The sequence below is a fragment of the Albimonas sp. genome (assembly GCF_055129145.1).
Window position 1 is genome coordinate 1 of record NZ_JBSRTQ010000043.1, and the last position, 21,110, is coordinate 21,110.

Annotated in this window: 12 protein-coding genes and 2 pseudogenes; 8 read left to right on the forward strand and 6 right to left on the reverse strand. The window is 68.7% G+C overall.

The window, feature by feature from the left end; genetic code table 11:
- The 3 genes and pseudogenes from ACTB72_RS09135 to tnpC form a co-directional block, all read left to right on the forward strand.
- The coding region (locus ACTB72_RS09135) for a hypothetical protein (protein WP_463036681.1) at positions 1 to 308 on the forward strand (308 nt) is incomplete at its 5' end.
- Positions 309 to 553: 245 nt separating this feature from the next.
- Positions 554 to 787: an IS66 family insertion sequence element accessory protein TnpB gene (tnpB, locus tag ACTB72_RS09140; protein WP_463036694.1), complete on the forward strand. Its 234-nt coding sequence runs from the start codon at positions 554 to 556 to the stop codon at positions 785 to 787.
- Positions 788 to 852: 65 nt separating this feature from the next.
- A pseudogene (tnpC, locus tag ACTB72_RS09145) lies at positions 853 to 2,485 on the forward strand (IS66 family transposase).
- A gap of 1,146 nt (positions 2,486 to 3,631) precedes the next feature.
- Here tnpC and ACTB72_RS09150 read toward each other — a convergent pair.
- Positions 3,632 to 7,306, reverse strand: coding sequence for a Calx-beta domain-containing protein (locus ACTB72_RS09150; protein ID WP_463036682.1), 3,675 nt, complete (start codon positions 7,304 to 7,306; stop codon positions 3,632 to 3,634).
- A gap of 71 nt (positions 7,307 to 7,377) precedes the next feature.
- On the reverse strand, positions 7,378 to 8,292 hold the full coding sequence (locus ACTB72_RS09155; protein ID WP_463036683.1) for a hypothetical protein: 915 nt from the start codon (positions 8,290 to 8,292) through the stop codon (positions 7,378 to 7,380).
- Between the two features lie 813 nt (positions 8,293 to 9,105).
- Here ACTB72_RS09155 and ACTB72_RS09160 point away from each other — a divergent pair.
- A complete protein-coding gene (locus tag ACTB72_RS09160) occupies positions 9,106 to 9,522 on the forward strand; it encodes a hypothetical protein (RefSeq protein WP_463036684.1) in 417 nt (138 codons plus the stop codon).
- A gap of 147 nt (positions 9,523 to 9,669) precedes the next feature.
- A pseudogene (locus ACTB72_RS09165) lies at positions 9,670 to 9,969 on the forward strand (nitroreductase family protein); the annotation flags it as partial.
- Between the two features lie 37 nt (positions 9,970 to 10,006).
- Here the strand turns inward: ACTB72_RS09165 and ACTB72_RS09170 are convergent.
- The 4 genes from ACTB72_RS09170 to ACTB72_RS09185 all read right to left on the reverse strand — a co-directional run bounded on the left by ACTB72_RS09170 (position 10,007) and on the right by ACTB72_RS09185 (position 13,243).
- A complete protein-coding gene (locus ACTB72_RS09170) occupies positions 10,007 to 10,189 on the reverse strand; it encodes a hypothetical protein (RefSeq protein ID WP_463036695.1) in 183 nt (60 codons plus the stop codon).
- Between the two features lie 79 nt (positions 10,190 to 10,268).
- Entirely contained in the window at positions 10,269 to 10,403 is a 135-nt protein-coding gene (locus ACTB72_RS09175) for a hypothetical protein (RefSeq protein ID WP_463036696.1), read from the reverse strand.
- Between the two features lie 1,418 nt (positions 10,404 to 11,821).
- A complete protein-coding gene (locus ACTB72_RS09180) occupies positions 11,822 to 12,676 on the reverse strand; it encodes an SDR family oxidoreductase (RefSeq protein ID WP_463036685.1) in 855 nt (284 codons plus the stop codon).
- Between the two features lie 381 nt (positions 12,677 to 13,057).
- Positions 13,058 to 13,243, reverse strand: coding sequence for a hypothetical protein (locus tag ACTB72_RS09185; RefSeq protein WP_463036686.1), 186 nt, complete (start codon positions 13,241 to 13,243; stop codon positions 13,058 to 13,060).
- Positions 13,244 to 13,658: 415 nt separating this feature from the next.
- Here ACTB72_RS09185 and ACTB72_RS09190 point away from each other — a divergent pair, with 415 nt between their 5' ends.
- The 3 genes from ACTB72_RS09190 to glgB are packed head-to-tail and all read left to right on the forward strand — an operon-like array spanning position 13,659 to position 21,102.
- Complete coding sequence (locus tag ACTB72_RS09190) at positions 13,659 to 15,644, forward strand: maltotransferase domain-containing protein (protein ID WP_463036687.1); 1,986 nt, start codon at positions 13,659 to 13,661, stop codon at positions 15,642 to 15,644.
- Positions 15,641 to 18,916, forward strand: a complete 3,276-nt coding sequence (gene treS / locus ACTB72_RS09195; protein ID WP_463036688.1) for a maltose alpha-D-glucosyltransferase — start codon at positions 15,641 to 15,643, stop codon at positions 18,914 to 18,916. Before ACTB72_RS09190 ends, treS begins: the two co-directional genes overlap by 4 nt.
- Positions 18,916 to 21,102, forward strand: a complete 2,187-nt coding sequence (gene glgB / locus ACTB72_RS09200) for a 1,4-alpha-glucan branching protein GlgB (RefSeq protein WP_463036689.1) — start codon at positions 18,916 to 18,918, stop codon at positions 21,100 to 21,102. Before treS ends, glgB begins: the two co-directional genes overlap by 1 nt.
- Positions 21,103 to 21,110: the final 8 nt, after the last annotated feature.

The following is a 21,110-nucleotide window of genomic DNA, read 5'->3' on the forward strand; positions in this document are numbered from 1 at the left end:
AGTTTTTTGGGTCGATCGGACTGAATACCTGGGACTACCGCCAATGTCCCGGCATCCCGACGATGGGGCGAGCCGATGAAATCCGGCTTTTACAGCCTGTTCCGGGGGGCGGGGATCAGGACCCTGCCGACGATGAGGCCACGGCCTGGCGATCCTGGCCCATTTCAAGAATGGTCAATTCTTCGGCGTTGATCCGGGCGGCTGCAAGAACCGGGACGACCACCGACGCCGACGGTGCGCCCCAGCCGTTCGATATCGGCTTGGGCCCGATGTTCATCCGACTGAACTGGCTGGTCGCGGCCGTTTGATCCCGGCTGACACAACTCAAGTTCCGTGCTGATGGTGGGGGGAACGGGAGGATGGTTCATGCCGAGACTACTGTGGATCGCTCTGGCCGCCGCAGTCCGCTGGTCTTTGGTCAGCCGCTGATGCCCCGGCCGGAGGATTTCCTGCGGCTGCTTGACCCGGTGTTCAGCAGTGCGCGTCTGACCAACAGCGGTGCGCTGCATGCCCGGTTCGAGGCCGAGCTGAGCCGATTGCTCGGCGGGACTGCCTGTCTGATGTCCTCTGGCACGATGGCGTCGGCATGTCGCTCTACGCCAAGCGGCTGGAGAGGGGCGTTCGGCGGGCGGCCCTTCCACTGGAAGGTCCGCTATTCCGCCTCACCATCCGGCCCACGCCAGCCGACGGCGCGGTGTCGGTGTCGGCGGCGCAGTTGAGCTACCTTCTCGACGGCATCGACTGGCGCAACCCGCGCCACACATGGAGGCCGGCTGCGGCAGGCTGACTCAGGGGCGGCCGTCGATGGCGATTGCGCTCCACGACGCCGGCGGGGGCCGGTAGACTCGGCGCATGGTCGACGCCGCAACCGAGATCGCAGCCCTGCGCGCCGCGCTCGCCGCCTCCGAGGCGCGAGCCGACGCCATCGCCGCCGAGGCCGCCCATGCGAAGGCGGTGCTGTCCGGCAGCGAGGCGCTGATCGCCCATCTGCGGCTGGAGATCGAGAAGCTGCGCCGCGCGGTCCACGGCCATCGCTCCGAGCGCAAGGAGCGGCTGCTCGACCAGCTCGAGTTGCAGCTGGAGGAGCTGGAGGCGGCGGCGTCCGAGGACGAGGCGCTTGCCGAAGCGGCGGCGGCGAAGGCGAAGACCGAGGTCGCCGCCTTCGAGCGGCGCAAGCCGGCGCGCAAGCCCTTCCCCGAGCACCTGCCGCGCAAGCCCGTCGTCCTGCCCGCGCCCTGCGCCTGCTCCGCCTGCGGCTCGGCGCGACTGGTGAAGATGGGCGAGGACGTCACGGAGACGCTGGAGGTCGTCCCGCGCCAGTGGAAGGTGATCCAGACCGTGCGGGAGAAGTTCACCTGCCGCGACTGCGAGCGGATCTCCCAGGCCCCCGCGCCGTTCCACGCCACGCCGCGCGGTTGGGCCGGCCCGAGCTTGCTGGCCATGATCGTGTTCGAGAAGTTCGGACTGCATCAGCCGCTGAACCGTCAGGCCGACCGCTACGCCCGCGAAGGAAGGCGTCGAGCTCAGCCTCTCGACGCTGGCCGACCAGGTCGGCGCCCTCGCCGCCGCCCTGGCGCCGCTGCATGCGCTGATCGAGGCGCATGTCATGGCGGCCGGACGGCTTCACGGCGACGACACCCCCGTGCCGTTGCTCGCGAAGGGGAAGACGAAGACGGCGCGGCTGTGGACCTATGTGCGCGATGATCGACCCTTCGGCGGGCCGGCTCCGCCTGCCGCTCTCTTCCGCTTCTCGACAGATCGGAAGGGCGAGCATCCACGCGCCCATCTTGACGGCTGGAACGGCGTGCTTCAGGCCGACGCCTACGCCGGCTTCAACGCCCTCTACGCCGTCGACCGCTCGCCGAAAGCCGTGACGGAGGCGCTGTGCTGGGCGCACGCGCGGCGCAAGCTGTTCGAGCTGGCCGACATCGCCGCCAACGCGCGCCGCGGGGACAAGGCCGCGCCGATCTCGCCGCTGGCGCTGGAGGCCGTGAAGCGCATCGACGCCGTCTTCGACGCCGAGCGCGCCATCAACGGCCTGACCGCCGACGAGCGCCTCGCCGCGCGTCAGGACAAGATCAGGCCGCTGGTCGACGATCTCCGGACCTGGATGACCGCCGAGCGCGCCCGCCTCTCGCGCCATGCGCCGGTCGCCAAGGCCATGGACTACATGCTGACCCGCTGGGACGGCTTCGCCGGGTTCCTCGAAGACGGCAGGATCTGCCTCACGAACAACGCGGCGGAACGTTCGCTCCGCGGCGTCGCCCTCGGCCGCAAGGCGTGGCTCTTCGCCGGCTCCGCGCGGGGCGGCGAGCGCGCCGCCTTCATGTACACCCTGATCGTCACCGCGAAGCTGAATGGCCTCGATCCGCAGGCCTGGCTCGCCGACGTCATCGCCCGCATCGCCAGCACCCCGATGCACCGCCTCAGCGAGCTCCTCCCGTGGAACTGGGTCGCCGAGCCTCAGATCGTCAAGGCTGCATAGCCGCGATCCTCACCGGAGGGATACCCTGAAATGATGTTGCGATCGAGTTCGCCGATATCGCGCCCCCCGAAAGGTACCACGATATCCGGTCCGGAAGGCGCGCATCCTCCCCCCAGGATAGCTTCGCCTTTCTGGCCCACGCGCCGATGCAGCGTTCGACGAGCGCCCGCACGGTCACGCCGGCGGACCGCTGCGATCCATCTCCTGGCGCGGATGGCATCCGTCCCTCGGCGCGGATCGCGCAGAGGTCAGCCCGAAGGCCGCGGACATCGGCCACGGAAAGCTCGGGCTATCGGCCGAGCGTCACCAGCGTCTGCTTGCCCGTCTCCGGATGCTCCGTCCGGACGCGCCACACCCTCCCGGAGCGCTTGCCATGCCGCATTATGAGGCCGGGGCGATCCGGATCGACGAGGTCCTTGCCGGCCGCCCGCTGGCGATATTCCATCTCCGAGACCCTCGATGCCCTGCGGCCCTTAGCGACCGTGAGCGCCTCCTGACTGGCTTCGCGAAGCGCGCCGCGCATGCTGGTCCCAAGCGCCTCCCGGAGCCGTTCGGTCGCTCGATCCCTCGATGATTCCGTCGCCCCAACACCCATCGCGCCAATGCCTCAAGGGAAAGCCGCCGCCCTGACGCGCCAGAGCCGCCCGAATTCATCAGGTTCTTGTCAGGCCGGAGCCGGATATCGCTGGATTTCACCAGACGTCGTCAGACTTTCCGGGGACGGTCCAGTCGATGGCAACGGCCTGCCTTTTCCTTGAACATCAAGGCTTGGCGACTGACTTGAACGGGCAAAGCGCGTGGTGGAGGGGGCTGGGGTTTGCGAGCCCTGCTCCGAGCCACGAACAGGGAATTCACACGCAAATTCTCGGGGTTCCCGATCGAGCTTTTCAGGATCCCGCCAGTTCCGGGAATAATGGTTATTTTTCAGAAACTTGAGTTACAGCTGGATGGGGTCCTTGAGTTACAGCTGGATGGTGTCATGGTTCGGAGCGGATCCACGCCCGACGCGGTTCAGTTCGCCCGGACAACGCTCCCGGCCGAACGCGAGCGTGCGGCGCTTGCGCGATGGCGCGGAACCGCACGCCCTCGCGGGGTCGCTGGATCGGACGCCCCGCCGGGGCCGGGCGTCCGATTTTCCGGCGGGGGTCAGATGAATTCGAAGCTGTCCCGCGTGAGCGTGGCCTCGGGGTTGACGTCGATCACCGCCAGCAGGTCATCTTCAAGGAAGACGCGGGTCCGAAATTCTCCACGCTCGAAGCGGAGATCGTCGACGCCGAGGCCGGGCTCGTAGCCGGCCAGCACCACGATGTCCTCGCCGGGCGCGAAGTCCCGCAGGCGGTCGAAGCCCCGGTGGTGGGCGAAGATGCGGAACTCGTCATCGCCGCCGCCGCCGCGCAGCACGTCGACGCCGTGGCCGCCGATCAGCAGGTCGGCGCCGCGCCCCCCCTGCATCCGGTCGTCGCCCCGCGCGCCGCGCAGCTCGTCGCGTCCGCCGTTGCCGGCGATCAGGTCGTCGTTGGCGCCGCCATGCAGGCGGTCGTTTCCGAGGAAACCGCGCAGCAGATCGGCGCCGTCCTTGCCCCGGATCAGGTCGCGACCAGCGCCGCCGATCAGCCGTTCATCGGCGGACGAGCCGATCAGCCGGTTGAAAAGGGAAGTCGGCTCCGGTTCGGGTTCGGGCTCGGGTTCGGGCATCGGTTCGATGTCGTCGTCAAGTATGGTGAAAACGGCTGTCGGCGCGATGAGCGTGGAGGTTCCGGCGGTCTGCGTGAACGCCACCTCGAACCGCTCGTCGCCCTCGACGACATCGTCGCCGACCACGGCGATCTCGATGATCTTGGACGTCTCGCCGGCCGCGAAGCTGACCGACCTCGCCACCACGCCGCCGACGAAATCCCCGGCGGTCGCCGGGGCGTCCCCGATTCCCGCGATCGCCCAGCCGACCACGTCGCCGCCCGCCAGGTCGCCGGTGCGCGACACGGTGATCGAGACCACGGACGGCGTGTCGCCGGTGCGCTCCTCGATCTCCGCGTTCTCGCCGGCGATGGAGGCCGAGATCACCGCCTCGTCGTCCTCGATCTCCACCATGCCGACCGCCGTGGTCGCGTCCCCGGCGAAGGTCGCGCCCCCCTGAAGCTCGAAGTCGACGAAGAGCCGCTCCATCCCCTCGGAAAGCGTGTCCTGCAATATGTCTATGGCGACCTGTTTCACGGTCTCGCCGATGGCGAACACCACGGCGCCCGAGACGGCGGCGTAGTCCGCCCCGGCCGTCGCCGAGCCGTCGCGGGTGGCGAAGCTCAGCGTCGTGGCCGCGGTGGCGGGGCCGTCCAGGGTGATCTCGAAGATCGCCTGCCTCACGCCGGCGTCGGCTTCCGATACGCTGAGCGTGCGGGCCGCGATGCTGGCCAGCGGGGCGCGCGTCAGGGTCGCCGTCTCGATGCGGCCGTCGGCGAACTCGATGTATTCGACATCGAGCAGGGTATGCGCGGAGCCGACCCGCACCAGGTCGCCCGAGCGGGTCACGCCCCCTGCCGCCGCCTGGGTTTCAGCGAAGACCGCGGAGTCGATGCCGTCGCCGCCGTCGATGATCGTCGTGCCGCCGAGCAGGATGAAGCGGTCGTCGCCGCCGTTGCCGTTGATCTCGTGCGCGCCGTCGTTGACGGTGATCTCATTGTCGAAGTCGTTGGCGTGCACGATCTCGCTTTCGCCATTGACGATGTAGTCCGCCTCGATCACCGAAAACGTGACCACTTCCTGCGTTCCGTCGGAGGTCTGGGCGCGGATCTCCGTCTGGCCGGTGGTGACCTTGCTGCTGACCACGGCCGAGGGCGTGCCGTTGTTGAAGATGATCTCGAACTCCACGAGGTTCTCGGCGGTGCGGGACACCTCCAGCCCTTCGAGCGAGCCCTCGAACGTCAGGCCCAGCGGCCCGTCCACCAGCGATGCCGGCGCGATCTGCTGCACCACCGTCCCGTTGAGCGACACGTCGATGTGGTCGATGGAGTCCCGGTCGATTCCCGAGACGGCGAAGGCATCCACCAGATCGGCGGGATTGACCAGTGCGACGGCGCTGTTGGAGTCGATCAGGTCGAGGCTGCTGAGATCGGCCCCCGAGCCGATGCCGAAGGCGCGCACATCCACCACGGCCTGGTCCGGCTGCCCGTCATTGACGATCTGCAGCGCGGAACTGGCCCCGCTGCCGAAGCCGTCGGACAGGAAGAAGGCGATGTTGGTGGCCGCATCGACATTGGCGAGGCTTTCGAACCACGCCTCGGCCCTGTCCAGCGCTGGACCGAAATCGGTGCCGCCGCCGGCCTCCAGGGCGTTGACCACGTCGATGGCGGCCTGCGCGTCGAGTCCGGCGATGAGGGTCGCGCTGGAATCGAAGTCCACCACCGCGAAATTCGCCCGGTCCGCCACACCCTGGTCAATCAGCGATCGGGTGAGGGCGGCGTAAGCGCTCTTGGTCTGGACGATGTTGTCGCCCGACATCGAGCCGGAGGAATCCACGATGTAGATGAAGTTGTAGAGGACGTTCTCCTCGGCGCCGATGCTCAGCTTGAAGTCGAGATCGCCGTCGAACATGAACGCCGGAAGCTCGGCGGTCAGCGACCCGATCGTGTCCCCGTCCGCGTCCAGGATCTGCTCGGAGACGTCGATGTCCGGCCCGTCCTTCAGCTTGGTCGGGTCGTCGGGGTCCGCGGCCAGCGGCACGAAGAACACGTCTCCGTCGTCGTCGACGCCGAAGCCCGCCTGATTGGGGGCCTGTAGGTCTTCGTATTCGAAGACGGCGAACTCCACCCCCACCAGCATGTCGACGCCGTTGGCGCCCCCGTTCGAATGGCTGAAGGTGATGCCGAACGCGCCCGGCGCCGGATTGTCGATGAAGAAATCGTAGTCGCTGAACAGGCCCGAGAACAGCGCCTGATCGACGCCGAAGCCGCCGATGATCTCGTCGTCGCCCCCGCCGCCCACTATGCGGTCATCGCCGCTCTGTCCGATGATCAGCTCGCGGCGGAAGCTGCCCATGATGTAGTCGTCGCCGCCCGGCGGCGGCGGTCCGACATCCGAGATGCCCAAGCCGAGCAGGACGTTGCGGGGCAGCGCGTCGGCGTCGCCGTCGCCCTTCATCGCTTCGCCGATCTGCCAGTAGGCGATTTCGGTGAGGGTTTGGGCGAGATTGAAACCCGTCGCCGGATCGCCGCCGGCGCCGTTGGTGTGCGCGCCGAGCACGAGGTCCGCGTCGATGGACGCGAGCACCGACGCTGCCGGCAACCCCGACTTGTCGAGGATCAGGCCGGACCCGCTCTGCCCGCCTTCGGTGTCGAGGGTCTGGGTGTAGGTGACGTCGGTGGCGGTCGCGGCGTTGATCGTGCCCGAGGCCGTGTAAGCGGTGCGCCCGGAATTGTCGACGTTGACCGAAAGGACCGGATCGGTGACGATCCAGGGGAATCCGGTGACCGAGACCGGCAGGGTCTTGAGGTCCTGCGGATCGTAGGCGAGCAGAAGACCCAGCACGCCGCCGGCGCCGATCAGCCCGGCATTGGTCTTGACCAGAGCCATGTCCGATCCGGTGATAATGGTCACCCCGGCGATGTTCAGATCGGCCGCGGCGATCGCGGTGGGCGGATTGGCCCGGCTCGGCAGCGCGTTGACCGCTGAGCCGAGCGTGATCCGGCCGGCGGCGTTGCCGCCCATCACGTGATTGGCGGTCAGCGCGAAATTCGCGCCGATCATGTAGCCCGAGCCCGGGATGAACCCGCCGCCCGCCGCCACCGTGTCGATGGCGACCATCGCGTCGTTGACGCTTGCCGCGGGCACCAGAGTCCGTTCGTCGCTTCCACCCACAACCGACATGTCGTCCACCCTGCTTCAAATGTCGGGCGCTCCGTTCAGTCCGGAAGCGCCAGGCTGCAAAACCTCCGTTCCCCATCCCCATGGGTTTCGAACAGGAGGCGATGATCTAGGAACACCGCCGGGCCCGCGCCGTCGAAACGGCGCAGAAGCTCGGGCGGATCATTTGGTCGGAAGCGGTAGAGAAGCACCGCGGCCCCGCGCTCGCCGTCGGGAGACGCGGTTTGGGTGATCGCGAGAAAGCGGCCGTCCACGGCCAGCGCGCCGCCGGCGTCGAGGACGTCGGCAGGCGCCCCCGCGATTTCCACGGCGGTTCGGGCCTCGCCGAACATATCGGCGGAGGAGGTTGCGGCGAGGAAGTCGCCGAGCGCGACCGCCCGACCGGACGGAGCGATCGCGCCATAGGCTCCGGCGAGAAAACGCGGCGCGTCGCGGCCCGCGAGATCGTGGATCCAGGCGCCGCTCTCCGCAGGCGCGCCCACGATGAGGCCCCCCTTGGCGATGGCGAGGGACCCGCCGAACCACGCGGCGCGGGTCGGGTCGGGGGCGGCCAGCATGCGGGTTGTCCCACCCGCCGCGATCACCACCTCGCCCGCCGGATCGAGGTCGCCCGGCGCGAGACGCGACCAGGCGAGCACGCCGTCGCCGGCGGCGACCGCATGGCCGACGCGCCCCTCCGCCCCGGAGGTCGCCAGCCGGCGCAACATGCCGTCCGCTTCGCGCACGAACACCGCTCCGCCGCCGCCCGCCTGGGGCGAGGCCGCGACGATCAGCCGATCGCCATCCGCCGCGAGGGCCGCGCCGAATCCCGGCTCGAGCACATCCGGGGCGACGATCTCCTCGACGGCCCAGCCATCGCGGTCCTCACGCAGGATCGCCACGTGACCGGCGCCCGGAAAGCCTGCGGCAAGCCGCCCGCCCACCACGGCCAGCGCCGATGCCGCGACGGGCATGCGGGTCGCGGCGCAATCGAGGCGCTCGGAAGCGGCGGATATCGCGGGATGAACCAAGGTCGACATGATGAACACGACATTGAATACTGCGCCCCGACGTCCGGTCGCGCCAAACAACATTATGCGAATAAATTCGACCAAGCTAGTTAATTTCCCGACTTTATTTAACCAACGTTATTAAAGCACCCTGAATAATGTCCGTATCTCAAGATGCTACGCCACTCTCAGTGACGGCATCAAGTTGAATCTTGGAGGATAGGGCGTCAGTTTTCCGAGACAGGGTCCGCACGGCAAGGCGTTTTTTTATGGACGTTTGAACCGCTTAGCCAAGCATGGGTCGATGCTCGCGGCACGCCGCCTCGTAGCGGAACCGCCGGCCTCGTTCAGGGCGCTTGCGCACAAGGCGGAAGACAGCCCGCCCGCGTTGAAATCGTCGCCCCTTCGCCCCGTCCTGCCCGATGCTGCGAACCGGTCCGGGCGGCGTGCGAAAAGTTGCAGCCGCACACCATCATGCGCCTGAAGCGTCGTTTCACCGGCGTCTGGCGAGGGTCGCCAGCCGGTCGGCATCGTCGCCGACACCTCGCGCGGGCCGCGCCGGGCCCGGCTCACCATCGCCCAGGCGCTCGGCCATTTCCGGCTGGAGCGCCACGCCCCGACCTCGCCCGGCGGGTTCGACTGCCGTCCGTCCGACCTGCGCGAAGGCGGCTTCAAGACCCCCATCAGCGGCAGGAGACCGAAGCCAACCGCTTCTCGATCTCGCGGCCGGCCCCGCCGCGGCTGACCCGGCCCTGGATCGAGGCCGACCCCGACCTGATGTCCGACGCGCGGGAGATCAGCCGCCAGGCGGCGCTGATCCGCTGCGTCGAATTTCACGACGAGCCTCTTGCGGCGATCTTCTCCCGGAACGGCCACGTGACCGGCATCTCCCGCGGCCGGCGTCGCCCGTGGATCAGGCTGAACCCTGGCGACCCGCTCGGCGGGCTGACCACGGCGGGCCGCATCTTCGCCAGCGGTCGAACCGGCCGCACCATGATGCGCGAGGCGACGCCGGCCGCCTGGCTGCCGGATCCCGACATCGCACTCTTCGAGCAGGCCAGCATTTCCGCGAACGGATTGCCTCGCGTCGAGCGGCCCATCCCTCCAAGCGGTCCTGATCCGAGCCGGAGACGCAGGTCTCCAGGCTGCGCCAGGCGGAGCGCGTCGATGAACATGTCAAACCAAACCGACTGATCGAAGTCCGAGGCTCTGGGCCTTCGCTACGGTCCGGATGCGGTTCCGTCCGCCGGTCCGTGGAACGCCCATATCGATCTGCTTCTTTCGCACCGTTCGATCCGCGGCTACCGGCCGGATCCGCTGCCGGATGGAAGGCTCGAGACGATGATCGCCGCGGCGCAGTCGGCGGCGACGAGTTCCAATCTCCAGACCTGGTCCGTGGTGGCGGTGACCGACCCTGCGGCCAAGGCGGCGCTGGCGGAGGTTGCGGGCAATCAGAAGCATATCGGGCAGTGCCCGCTTTTTCTGGTCTGGCTCGCCGACCTCTCCCACAACCAGAGGCTTGGCGCCGAGGAAAAGGCCGATCTGCCCGTCACGGCTTGCCTCGAGACGTTCCTGGTCGCCGCGATCGATGCGGCCTTGGCGGCCCAGAATGCGGTGGTGGCCGCCGAATCCCTCGGCCTTTCGACCGTCTACATCGGCGCCCTGCGCAATGATCCCATCAAGGTGAAGGAACGGCTCGGGTCACGGTCGCGGCACTGCGCACTGCGTCGGTCATTAGCATGCCCTCGAAGCCGTCGATCTCCGTCGGATCCGCCGGCACGATGTCGAGCGCGTGGGCGAAGGCCGCCGCCGGAACCGCGGCTTGGGTCATGCTGGCGAGCCGATGCACGGTCGCCGCCAACAGGTCCGGTTCCTGGCGAATGTCGGAGAGCTGACGCAGTCGAGGGTCAGCGCCCCAGCTCCCCGCCTCCGGAGGTCCGCTACAGCGCCTCGATCATGGTCGCCACCGCCCGGCGGTCGCGTTCGGACAGATCCTTAAGCTCCCGGCGCATGCGGTGGAGTTCGACGTCGTCGGCCGTCGGCTCCGCCGCCTCGCCGGTCAGAACCTCGACCACGCTCCCGAAAGGCTCGGCCGGCTTGTGGACCAGCTCGAACGACGGGTCGGCGCTGCGCTTTGTCTCCAGCTCCCGGCCAGCCTGCTGGAGCTCGCGCCGATAGGGGGCCGGCGCCCCCGCCGCGCCCCCATACCTTGCCGCGCGTCATCGACCTGGGGTTGGCTGCCGAACAGGGCACGCCGCTGATCGCTGCCTTTCTCGTATGGAACACGTCGCTGGAGGCCTCAGGCGGCCTCGCCGAAGCGCCGCGCGAGGCCCCGCCGCTCGACCGGCCCGGCTTCTTGCGGCCGGACGCGGGGCGCTGCGCGTCCGGTTGCGCGCCGTGCCATGCCGATCCGCTCAGCCCGCCCGGCGCGACCGCGGGCGTCATGCCCCCCGCCCCCCCGCGCTGAAGGCAGGGCTGGTGGGATGGCGGAACCGGGAGCTGGCTCGCATTGCGCGCCACGGCGTGATGATGACCGGGGGCCCGCCTGGTCCGGGAAGGATCGCGAGGAAGAGGTCCGGGCGACGGTCGCCTTCCTGCACGACATGTCCGGCATGTCGCCCGCCCCTTGCCGCGCCCTGACCTTCGGCGAGGCGCAGGCGGGCGACCCGACGGGCGGAACGGCCCGGGACGGGAGGCCGCAGGCGGAGCCGCCCCCGGCCCGGTCGCTCAGCTCGCCGTCCTCGCCCCCCCTGTGGCCGACTGCGAGCGCCGCCACCGTGACGACGGTTTGGGCCACGGCGAAGGCCCGATCCCGCGGCTCGACCTTCAGCCTCGTCCGGTGCTTCAGGCGGCGCTGGAGGCCTGCGCCTCCGGCCAGCGACGCGGCGGCGTGATGCAAGCGGCCGCGGAGGAGAGGCTTTCGCCCGAGGTTCGGGCCAGTCTCGGGGCCAGTCTCGCCGACCCTGTCGCCCGCGTCCCGACCCGGCCATGGCCTTTCATGCGCAACGGGGCGCCCGAGCGTCGCGCGCGCGGCGAACGCATCGCGCGCCGCTTCCTGCCGGTTGAGGACGTGGCCGCCTGGGTCAGCCGCCTCGGCCCCCGGGGGCCCGGTCCCGATGCGAGAGCATCGGACGGGTCCGGTCCGCATCCTTGGCGCGAGGAATTTCCGCGGATCCCGGGCCAGCACGCCGCCTGTCCGGAGGCGCAGTCGACGCTGTTCGCGGCCGACGCTCCGCGGGGGGCGGGCGGTTCTCCCATCTCATGGACGCTGCGGCGCACGCCCTTTTCCCGCACGACATCGACGCCGTCGCCCTGTGGCACGCCTCGCGCCCGACCGCGCCGCGCTGACGGGCGCGCGGGACGCGAGCCCCGCCGGCTATGCGGCGAGGCCCGCAAGCGTGCCCGCGACTCGCGCAGGGCTCTCGAAGCGAGGCGGGCCGCAAGGGGGGCGGCGGAGCCGCGGCCGGGGTCCTCCCGCCGGGGCCGGGAGGTCTCAGATGAACGGCTTCCCGCCCGTCACCGCGACGGTGGCGCCTGACGTGTAGCTCGACGCAGGATCCGCCAGCATGACGTAGGCCGAGGCCAGCTCCGCGGGCTGCGCCGGCCTGCCCATGGGATAATTCGCGCCGAAGTTGGCCACGCTTTTCACGGGAAGCGTGGCGGGGATCAGAGGCGTCCAGACCGGGCCGGGCGCCACGCAGTTCACCCGGACGCCCCGGGGCGCGAGCGCCTGCGCCAGGCCCGCGGTGAAGTTCTGGATCGCCCCCTTGGTCGTGGCGTAGGCGAGAAGACCCGGGTTGGGCATGTCAGAATTCACCGACGCGGTGTTGATGATCGCGCAGCCTTCCGACATCAGCGGCGCGGCGGCCTTAGACAGATAGAACATCGCGTGAATGTTGGTGCGGAAGGTGAGGTCCCATTCCTCGTCGGGAATGTCTTCGAACGTATCGAAATGCATCTGGTGCGCCGCATTGTTGACCAGCAGATCCAACCGGCCGAAGGCGTCGTGGGCGCTTTTCACGATGGCGCGGCAATGGTCGGCGGACTGGATGTCGCCGCGCAGCAGCAGCGCCCGCCGTCCCTCGTCCTCCACCAGCTTCCGGGTGCGCTCGGCATCGGCGTCTTCCGAGAGGTAGGAGATCGCGACATCCGCCCCTTCGCGCGCGAAGGCCAGCGCCACGGCGCGACCGATGCCGCTGTCCGCGCCGGTGATCAGCGCCGCCATGCCGGTCAGCCGGCCCGAGCCGCGATAGGAACGTTCGCCATGATCGGGCGCAGGCGACATCGCATCGACCTCGCCGGGCACGGCCTGGCTCTGGGGGGGGAAGGGAGGCTTGGGATGGGTCATGTCGCGGTCTCCTGCGTCTCCTGCACGTGCCGGGCGTTTCCGCTTGTTGCGATGGTTGCCCGGGCACTCATGTCTTGAATGACGTCGAGCCCGGCGTCGGAAAGTCAACGAAAGCGCGAGAAACCACAAAATCACCCCACAGATGGCGCCTTTTCGCGGCGGCGGTCGGCGGTCTTCGCGGAGAAACGATGCAAAAGCGCCTCATGCGATCCGCACAAGATCCGCGCGTCTTTTCGCCGGCCGCGGATGTGCGCGATCAATCCGGTCCCCGGCGAACCAGCGGTCGAACAACTGGAAACGGTCCGAGGTCATCGCCTCTCCGGCGCAGGCGCTTTCCATCGCCTCGATGACGCCCGGACGTCCTGATCGGCGGGGGCGCCGTCAGGACTTCCCTGTTTTGCGGTCGGAAGGGGTATTCGAACCGCCGTCCGTTTCGTCCTCGCGATCAGGCTGACCCCGCTTGAACTCCTCCGGGCGGTGGGACGAGCCCTCGTGGTCGCCCTGCGCATTGGGCCGAGACCCCGGATCGGGACGCTTTTCCTTGGCGGGTTTGGGTTCGTTGGCCATGATGCCGTTCTCCTTGCGATGGCGGCGCGTCCGCTAGCCCGCGGATGACGCCCGATCCGGTTGCGACGTCCGCAGGCTGTCGCGCCCGGCCGTCGGCCATGATCGCGCGGCGCCACGGCGATGCCGCCCTCGGCTTCAGTTGAAGTAGCGCGTGATTTCACCCCGGCCAACGCCGCACCCGCGTGGCGGCCGCGCGCCCGACGCCCCGGAGCCGACGTTTGTCCGCGGATCAGGGGCGAGGCGCGGGCTTATCGGAACGTCGGCGGACGGGACGCGGCCCATGGGATCCGGCCAGCGCGATCGACCCACTTATTTGCATTCTTTCGGAACAAATCCATTTGGTTTCAAGAGAAACGAAAAAGGTTCGGCCGTGAGTGAATTCGAGAGAACAAACATCGACGGGAGAACATCCGCCATGAACGACGCGACGCAGCGACACGCGCGCTCCGCTGACGCGCCGGGCCAGACGCCCATGGCGCGGTTGGCGATCGAACGGATCTCCCCCAGCGTGGACATGGGGCGGTTCGCCGCCAAGGCGGTGGCCGGATGGCCGGTCGAAATCGAGGCCGACATCTTCTGCGACGGGCATGAGGTGCTCGGCGCCGAAATCGTGACGCATACGCCGGGAGGCCCGCTCCGGACCGAACCTCTCGCCTATGTGGTCAACGACCGCTGGCGGGGACAGGTGGCCTTCGACGGGCCGGGCCCGGCCGCCTTCGTGATCCGCGCCTGGCGGGACGTCTGGGGCACGTGGTCGCGCGATACCGCCAAGAAGGTCGCCGCCGGCCAGTCGGTCGAGGTCGAGATCCTCGAGGCGCGCGGCCTGCTCAAGGGTCTGCGGGCCAAGGGCGCGGATGCCGATCTGCTCAAGGCGCTGCGCACCGCCGCCAAGGCGCGCGACGGGCAGGCGGCGCTGCTGTCGGACGAGGCCTCCGAACTGATGTCCCGCATCGGCCCCCGCGCCAACGTCACCGAGACGCCCGCCATGCCGATGTGGATCGACCGCGAGCGCGCGGCCTTCTCGGCCTGGTACGAGCTTTTCCCCCGCTCGATGGGCGGGCCGGAACGGCATGGCGGATTCGCGGATGTCGAGACGCATCTCGACTACGTCGTGGATCTCGGCTTCGACGTGCTCTACTTCCCGCCGATCCACCCGATCGGCACGACCAATCGCAAGGGCCGCAACAACAGCCTGAAGGCCGGGCCCGAGGATATCGGCTCGCCCTACGCCATCGGCTCGCCCCAGGGCGGGCACATGGAGACGCATCCCGAACTCGGCACGCTGGAGGATTTCGACCATCTGGTCGCCGCCGCCGGGGCCAAGGGCTTGGACATCGCGCTCGACATCGCGCTGAACGCTTCGCCCGATCACCCGTGGATGAAGACGCATCCCGAGTGGTTCGAGTGGCGGCCCGACGGCTCGATCAAATATGCCGAGAACCCGCCCAAGAAATACGAGGATATCGTCAACTTCCGATACTACCTCGACGACGGAGCGCCGAACTGGCCGTTCTGGCAGGCCGTGCTCGACATGTTCCGCTTCTGGGCGTCCCACGGCGCCACCATCTTCCGCGTCGACAATCCGCACACCAAGCCCTTCCCGTTCTGGGAATGGCTGATCGCGGACCTGCGCGCCGATCATCCCGGCGCGATCTTCCTGGCCGAGGCCTTCACCCGGCCCAAGGTGATGAAGCGGCTGGCCAAGCTGGGCTACAACCAGAGCTACAGCTACTTCACCTGGCGCAACACCAAGCAGGAGCTGACGGAGTACCTGACCGAGCTGACCACGACCGATTGCCGCGACCACATGCGGGTGAACTTCTTCGTCAACACGCCCGACATCAATCCGGTCCCGCTGCAGACCTCCGGGCGGCCCGGGTTCCGGACGCGCGCGATCCTGGCCGCCAGCCTCGCGGGGAACTGGGGCCTCTATTCGGGGTTCGAGTTCTGCGAGGGCGCGCCGATGCCCGGCAAGGAGGAATATCTCGACTCCGAGAAATACCAGCTCCGCCATCGCGATCCGGACGCGCCGGGCAACATCAAGGACGATGTGCGCCTGATCAACCGCCTGCGCCGCGAACGGCCCGCCCTGCGCGACCAGATGAACCTGCGTTTCATCCCCGCCTTCGACGACCGCGTGCTGGCCTATCTGCGCCATGACCCCGACACGGGCGATGCGGTGCTGTTCCACGTCCTGCTCGACCCTCATCACGGGGCCGAGTTCGAATTCGAGGTGCCCTTGTGGGAATTCGGCCTGCCGGAGGAGGCCTCCGTCGAAGTGCAGGACCTGATCAACGGCAACACGTTCACCTGGCATGGCATGAAGCACCGCCTGTCGCTGGACCCGGAAAACCGCCCCTACGCCATTTGGAAATTGACCCCGCCGGGAGGCGCACGATGACTGTCCAGGACCCTGCCGCCACGATCCTCGCCGACGCCGACCGCGAGGACTGGTTCAAGGACGCGGTGATCTACCAATGCCACGTCAAGGCCTATCAGGACTCGAACGCCGATGGGATCGGCGACTTCAAGGGGCTGATGCAGCGGCTGGACCACATCCAGTCGCTGGGCGCGACCGCCGTGTGGCTGCTGCCCTTCTACCCGAGCCCGCTGCGCGACGACGGCTACGACATCGCGGAATTCAAGGCGGTGAACCCGCAATACGGCGACATGGACGACTTCCAGGCGTTCGTGGACGAGGCGCATCGGCGCGGGCTGAAGGTGATCACCGAGCTGGTCATCAACCACACCTCGGACCAGCACGAATGGTTCCAGCGCGCCCGCCGCGCGCCGAAGGACTCGCCCGAGCGGGATTACTACGTCTGGTCGGACGATCCCTCGAAATGGATGGACACGACCCGGGTGATCTTCAACGACACCCATGACAGCAACTGGACATGGGACCCGATCGCCGGCCAGTTCTACTGGCACCGCTTCTTCGATCACCAGCCGGACCTGAACTTCGACAATCCCGCCGTCCTGGAGGAAGTGCTGAGCGTCATGCATTTCTGGCTCGACAAGGGCGTCGACGGGCTGCGGCTCGACGCGATCCCCTATCTGGTCGAGCGCGACGGCACCAACAACGAGAACCTGCCCGAGACGCATGACGTGCTGAAGGCGATCCGCAGGGATCTGGACGCGCATTATCAGGGACGGATGCTGTTGGCCGAGGCCAACCAGTGGCCCGAGGACACCCGCCCCTATTTCGGCGACGGCGACGAATGCCACATGGGCTTCCACTTCCCGCTGATGCCCCGGATGTACATGGCCGTCGCCCAGGAAGATCGCCACGCGATCAGCGACATCATCCGCCAGACGCCCGAGATCCCCGAGGAATGCCAATGGGGCATCTTCCTGCGCAACCATGACGAGCTGACGCTGGAAATGGTGACCGACCGGGAACGCGACTACCTGTGGGAGACCTACGCCGCCGACAAGCGGGCGCGGATCAACATGGGCATCCGGCGTCGTCTGGCGCCCCTGATGCAGAACGACCGCCGCAAGATCGAGCTGCTGAACTCCATGCTTCTGTCGATGCCCGGCACGCCGATCATGTATTACGGCGACGAGATCATGATGGGCGACAACATCTATCTCGGCGACCGCGACGGCGTGCGCACCCCGATGCAGTGGTCGGCCGACCGCAACGCCGGGTTCAGCCGCGCCGATCCGCAGCGCCTTTACCTGCCCACGATCCAGGACGCCGTTCACGGCTACGAGGCGGTGAACGTCGAGGCGCAGATCGCCTCCCCGTCGAGCTATCTCAACTGGATCCGGCGCATGGTCGCGGTCCGCAAGCGGCATGACGTCTTCGGGCGGGGCGAGATCGACCTGCTCTATCCCGCCAACCGCAAGATCCTCGCCTATATCCGTCGCGACAAGACCGTCGAGGCGGGGGCCGAGGGCGATGGCGCGGTGCTGTGCGTGGCCAACCTGAGCCGCGCGCCGCAGGCCGTCGAAATCGACCTGAGCCGCTACAAGGGCCGGGTGCCGGTCGAGCTGGTCGGCCAGTCGCCCTTCCCGCCGGTGGGCGAGCTGCCCTACATGCTGACGCTTCCGGCCTACGGCTTCTTCTGGTTCGTGCTCGCCTCCGAAACGGACGCGCCCGACTGGCACACGCCGATCCCGCCGGTCCTGCCCGATTTCGTGACGCTGACCACCCGCGACGGCAAGCTCTCGACCGCGCTGGCGTCGCGGGAGGCGCGGCATTTCGAGAAGACCTCCTTGCCGCAATACATCGCCCTGCAGCGCTGGTTCGCGGGCAAGGGCGGCGGCGCGGGCTCGGTCTCGCTGCGCCCGCTGGGAGAGCTGGGCGGGGGTCGGCACCTGCTGGCCACGATGGAGGTCGAGGTCGACGGCGAGATGCAGACCTACTTCCTGCCGCTCACCGCCGTCTGGGACGAGGCGGCGCTCAGCCTGTCGCCCAAGGCGCCCGCGACGCTCGCCAAGCTGCGTCGCGCCAACAGGGTCGGCGACCTGCGCGACGGCGCCTCGGACGAGGACATGGCGCGCGCCCTGCTGGACGCGATGCGCGAGGGCCGCGAGATCAAGGGCGACGGCGGCAGGCTGGTCTTCGAGGGCGCGCATCTGCCCCCCGAAGACGAAGCGGGCGATCCGCGCCTGATGGGCGCCGAGCAGTCCAACGCCTCGGTCGCCTTCTCGGACGTGCTGGTGCTCAAGCTCTATCGCCGCGTCCGCGAGGGGGTGCAGCCGGATATCGAGGTGCCGCGCTTCCTGACCGAACAGACCAGCTTCGACGCCACGCCGCGCCTGCTGGGCGCCATCACCTGGGTCGCCGACGACGGGACCGAAACGGTGCTGGCCGCCGCCAGCGCCTTCGTTCCGAACCAGGGCGACGCCTGGACCTTCGTCACCGAGGGGCTGGACCGCGAGATGGAGGCCCGCGAAGCGGGTCGGGCGGGCGACGACCGGCCGCTCTCCATCGGCGCGCTCGAGCTCGGCACGCTGCTCGGCCGGCGCACGGGCGAGATGCACGCCGCCCTCGCCACCGGCGACGGCGCCTTCGGGACCGAGCCGATCACGGCGGAGGGCCTCGCGGCGCTGGTGTCCGAAACGCGGGCCGAGGTCGCCGCCACGCTCGACCGGCTCGACCCCGCGCAGCTTGCCGGCGAGGCGGCCGAAACGGCGACGCAGGTCCTCGGCATGCGCGACGCCGTGCTCGCGCGCATCGACGCGGTGGGTCGCCATGCGCCGTCGGGGGCCGAGACCCGCGTGCATGGCGACTATCACCTCGGTCAGGTGCTGGTGGCGCACAATGATCTCGCCATCATCGACTTCGAAGGGGAGCCGTCGCGCGGTCTGGCGGAGCGGCAGGCCAAATCCTCGCCGCTGCGCGACGTCGCGGGCATGCTCCGCAGCTTCGACTACGCGCTCCGGACCGCGCTGGAGCGCCGCGTGGAAGGCGGCGCCGACCCTGCGCGAACGGCGGCGCTGGTCGAGGAATGGCGCGCCTCGACCGCCGGGACGTTCCTGGCGGAATGGCGGGCCGTCGTCGGCGCCGAGCTGCGCGGAGAGGCCGGGTTCGAAGCCGCGCTGCTGGACCTCTGGCTGATCCGCAAATGCGCCTACGAGATCGAATACGAACGCGCCTTCCGGCCCGCCTGGATCGGCGTGCCGCTGAAAGGCCTGCTGCAGGTCATGGGGGAAGCCTGATGCCGATCCAGTCCGACCAGCCCCACGACGAGCGCACCCTGGAAATGATCGTGCGCGGGCGTCTTTCCGACCCGTTCTCCGTGCTGGGCATGCACGGCGCGCCGCCGTCGATCACGGTCTTCGCCCCCGACGCGGGCGAGGTCGAGGTGATCGACGCGAAGGGCAAGACCCTCGCCGCGATGGATCGCATCCACGCGGAGGGAGTGTTCCATGCCGCCTTCCCGCGCCGCAAGGGACCCTTCGCCTACCGCCTGCGCTGCCGCGCGGGCGACCACGAATGGGAGCGGGAGGACCCTTACCGCCTGCCCCCGATCCTGGGCGAGATGGACGAATATCTGCTCGCCGAGGGCCGGCACGAGGAGCTCTGGACCCGGCTCGGCGCGCGCCCGATGACCCATGAGGGCATCTCGGGCGTCGGCTTCGCCGTCTGGGCGCCCAACGCGCGGCGCGTGTCGGTGGTCGGCCACTTCAACGCCTGGGACGGGCGCCGCCACCCGATGCGCCGCCGTCTGGGCGGCGGCCTGTGGGAGATCTTCGTCCCCGGGGTGACCGAGGGCGATCTCTACAAGTTCGAGATCGTCGGCGTGCACGGAGAGGTCCTGCCGCTCAAGGCCGACCCGCTGGCCCGCCGCATGGAGGCGGCGCCCGGCGACGCGTCGATCGTTACGCAGCAGCGGCACGCCTGGCGCGACGACGCCTGGATGACGAAGGGCCGGCGCGACCTGCGCGGCGAGCCGGTCTCGATCTACGAGGTCCATCTGGGATCCTGGCGCCGGGGCGACGGCGACCGGGTGCTGTCCTATGCCGAGGTCGGGCCGATGCTGGCCGACTATGTCCACGACATGGGCTTCACCCATGTGGAGTTCCTGCCGCTTTCGGAACACCCCTACACGCCGTCCTGGGGCTACCAGCCCATCGGGTTGTTCGCGCCGACCTCGCGCTTCGGGGGGCCGGACGATTTCGCCGAGATGGTCGATCACCTGCACGGGCGCGGCATCGGCGTGATCATGGACTGGGTGCCCGCCCACTTCCCGTCGGATGCCCACGGGCTCGCCCGCTTCGACGGCACCGCGCTTTACGAGCATGAGGACCCGCGCCTCGGCTTCCACAAGGACTGGAACACGCTGATCTACAATTACGGCCGTTCGGAAGTGTCGAACTTCCTGCGGGCCTCGGCGCTCTATTGGACAAGCGAGCTGCATGTCGACGCGCTGCGCGTCGATGCGGTCGCCTCGATGCTCTATCTCGACTATTCGCGCAACGACGGCGAGTGGATCCCCAACCGTTATGGCGGGCGAGAGAACCTCGACGCCATCGACTTCCTGCGCGACGTGAACGCGCAGATCGGCGCGCGCACCCAAGGGCACACCATCGCCGAGGAATCCACGGCCTTCCCGGGCGTGTCCCGTCCCACCGGCGAAGGCGGGCTCGGCTTCGACTTCAAGTGGAACATGGGCTGGATGCACGACACCCTGTCCTACATGGCCGAAGATCCGATCAACCGGCGCTTTCACCACGACAAGATGACCTTCGGCCTGCACTACGCCTACACCGAGAATTTCGTGCTGCCGATCAGCCATGACGAGGTCGTGCACGGCAAGGGCAGCCTGCTGGGCAAGATGCCGGGCGACGCCTGGCAGCGCATGGCCAACCTGCGCGCCTATCTGGCGTGGATGTGGACCCATCCGGGCAAGAAGCTGCTCTTCATGGGCTGCGAATTCGGGCAGGAGCGGGAATGGTCGCATGACCGGTCGCTCGACTGGCATCTGCTGGAGGATCCCAAGCACGCCGGCCTGCAGCGGCTGGTGCGCGATCTCAACGCGCTCCACCGCGACCATCCGGCGTTGCACCGTCTGGATTGCGCGCCCGAAGGGTTCCGCTGGATCAATGGCGGGGACGCCGAGAACAACGTGTTCAGCTTCCTGCGCCTGTCCGACGACGGGGCGCCGCCGGTCGCGGTGATCTGCAATTTCGCCCCGGTTCCGCGCTCCGACTTCCGCGTCGGCCTGCCCTCGGGCGGCGTGTGGCGCGAGGCGTTCAACAGCGACGCCGCCGAATACGGCGGCACCGGAACCGGCAACGGCGGTGCGGCGGAGGCGGGCGGCGAGGCCTGGCACGGTCAGCCGGTTTCGGCCTCGCTGACTCTGCCGCCGCTCGCGACCATCGTCCTCACTCCTCAGACCTGAAACGAGCA

Bases quoted from the DNA above. Each gene is read 5' to 3' on its own strand.
- ACTB72_RS09155 (WP_463036683.1), bottom strand. From the start codon at position 8,292: ATGCCCGTCGCGGCATCGGCGCTGGCCGTGGTGGGCGGGCGGCTTGCC.
- ACTB72_RS09160 (WP_463036684.1), top strand. From the start codon at position 9,106: ATGTCCGACGCGCGGGAGATCAGCCGCCAGGCGGCGCTGATCCGCTGC.
- ACTB72_RS09180 (WP_463036685.1), bottom strand. From the start codon at position 12,676: ATGACCCATCCCAAGCCTCCCTTCCCCCCCCAGAGCCAGGCCGTGCCC.
- ACTB72_RS09185 (WP_463036686.1), bottom strand. From the start codon at position 13,243: ATGGCCAACGAACCCAAACCCGCCAAGGAAAAGCGTCCCGATCCGGGG.
- ACTB72_RS09190 (WP_463036687.1), top strand. From the start codon at position 13,659: ATGAACGACGCGACGCAGCGACACGCGCGCTCCGCTGACGCGCCGGGC.
- treS (WP_463036688.1), top strand. From the start codon at position 15,641: ATGACTGTCCAGGACCCTGCCGCCACGATCCTCGCCGACGCCGACCGC.
- glgB (WP_463036689.1), top strand. From the start codon at position 18,916: ATGCCGATCCAGTCCGACCAGCCCCACGACGAGCGCACCCTGGAAATG.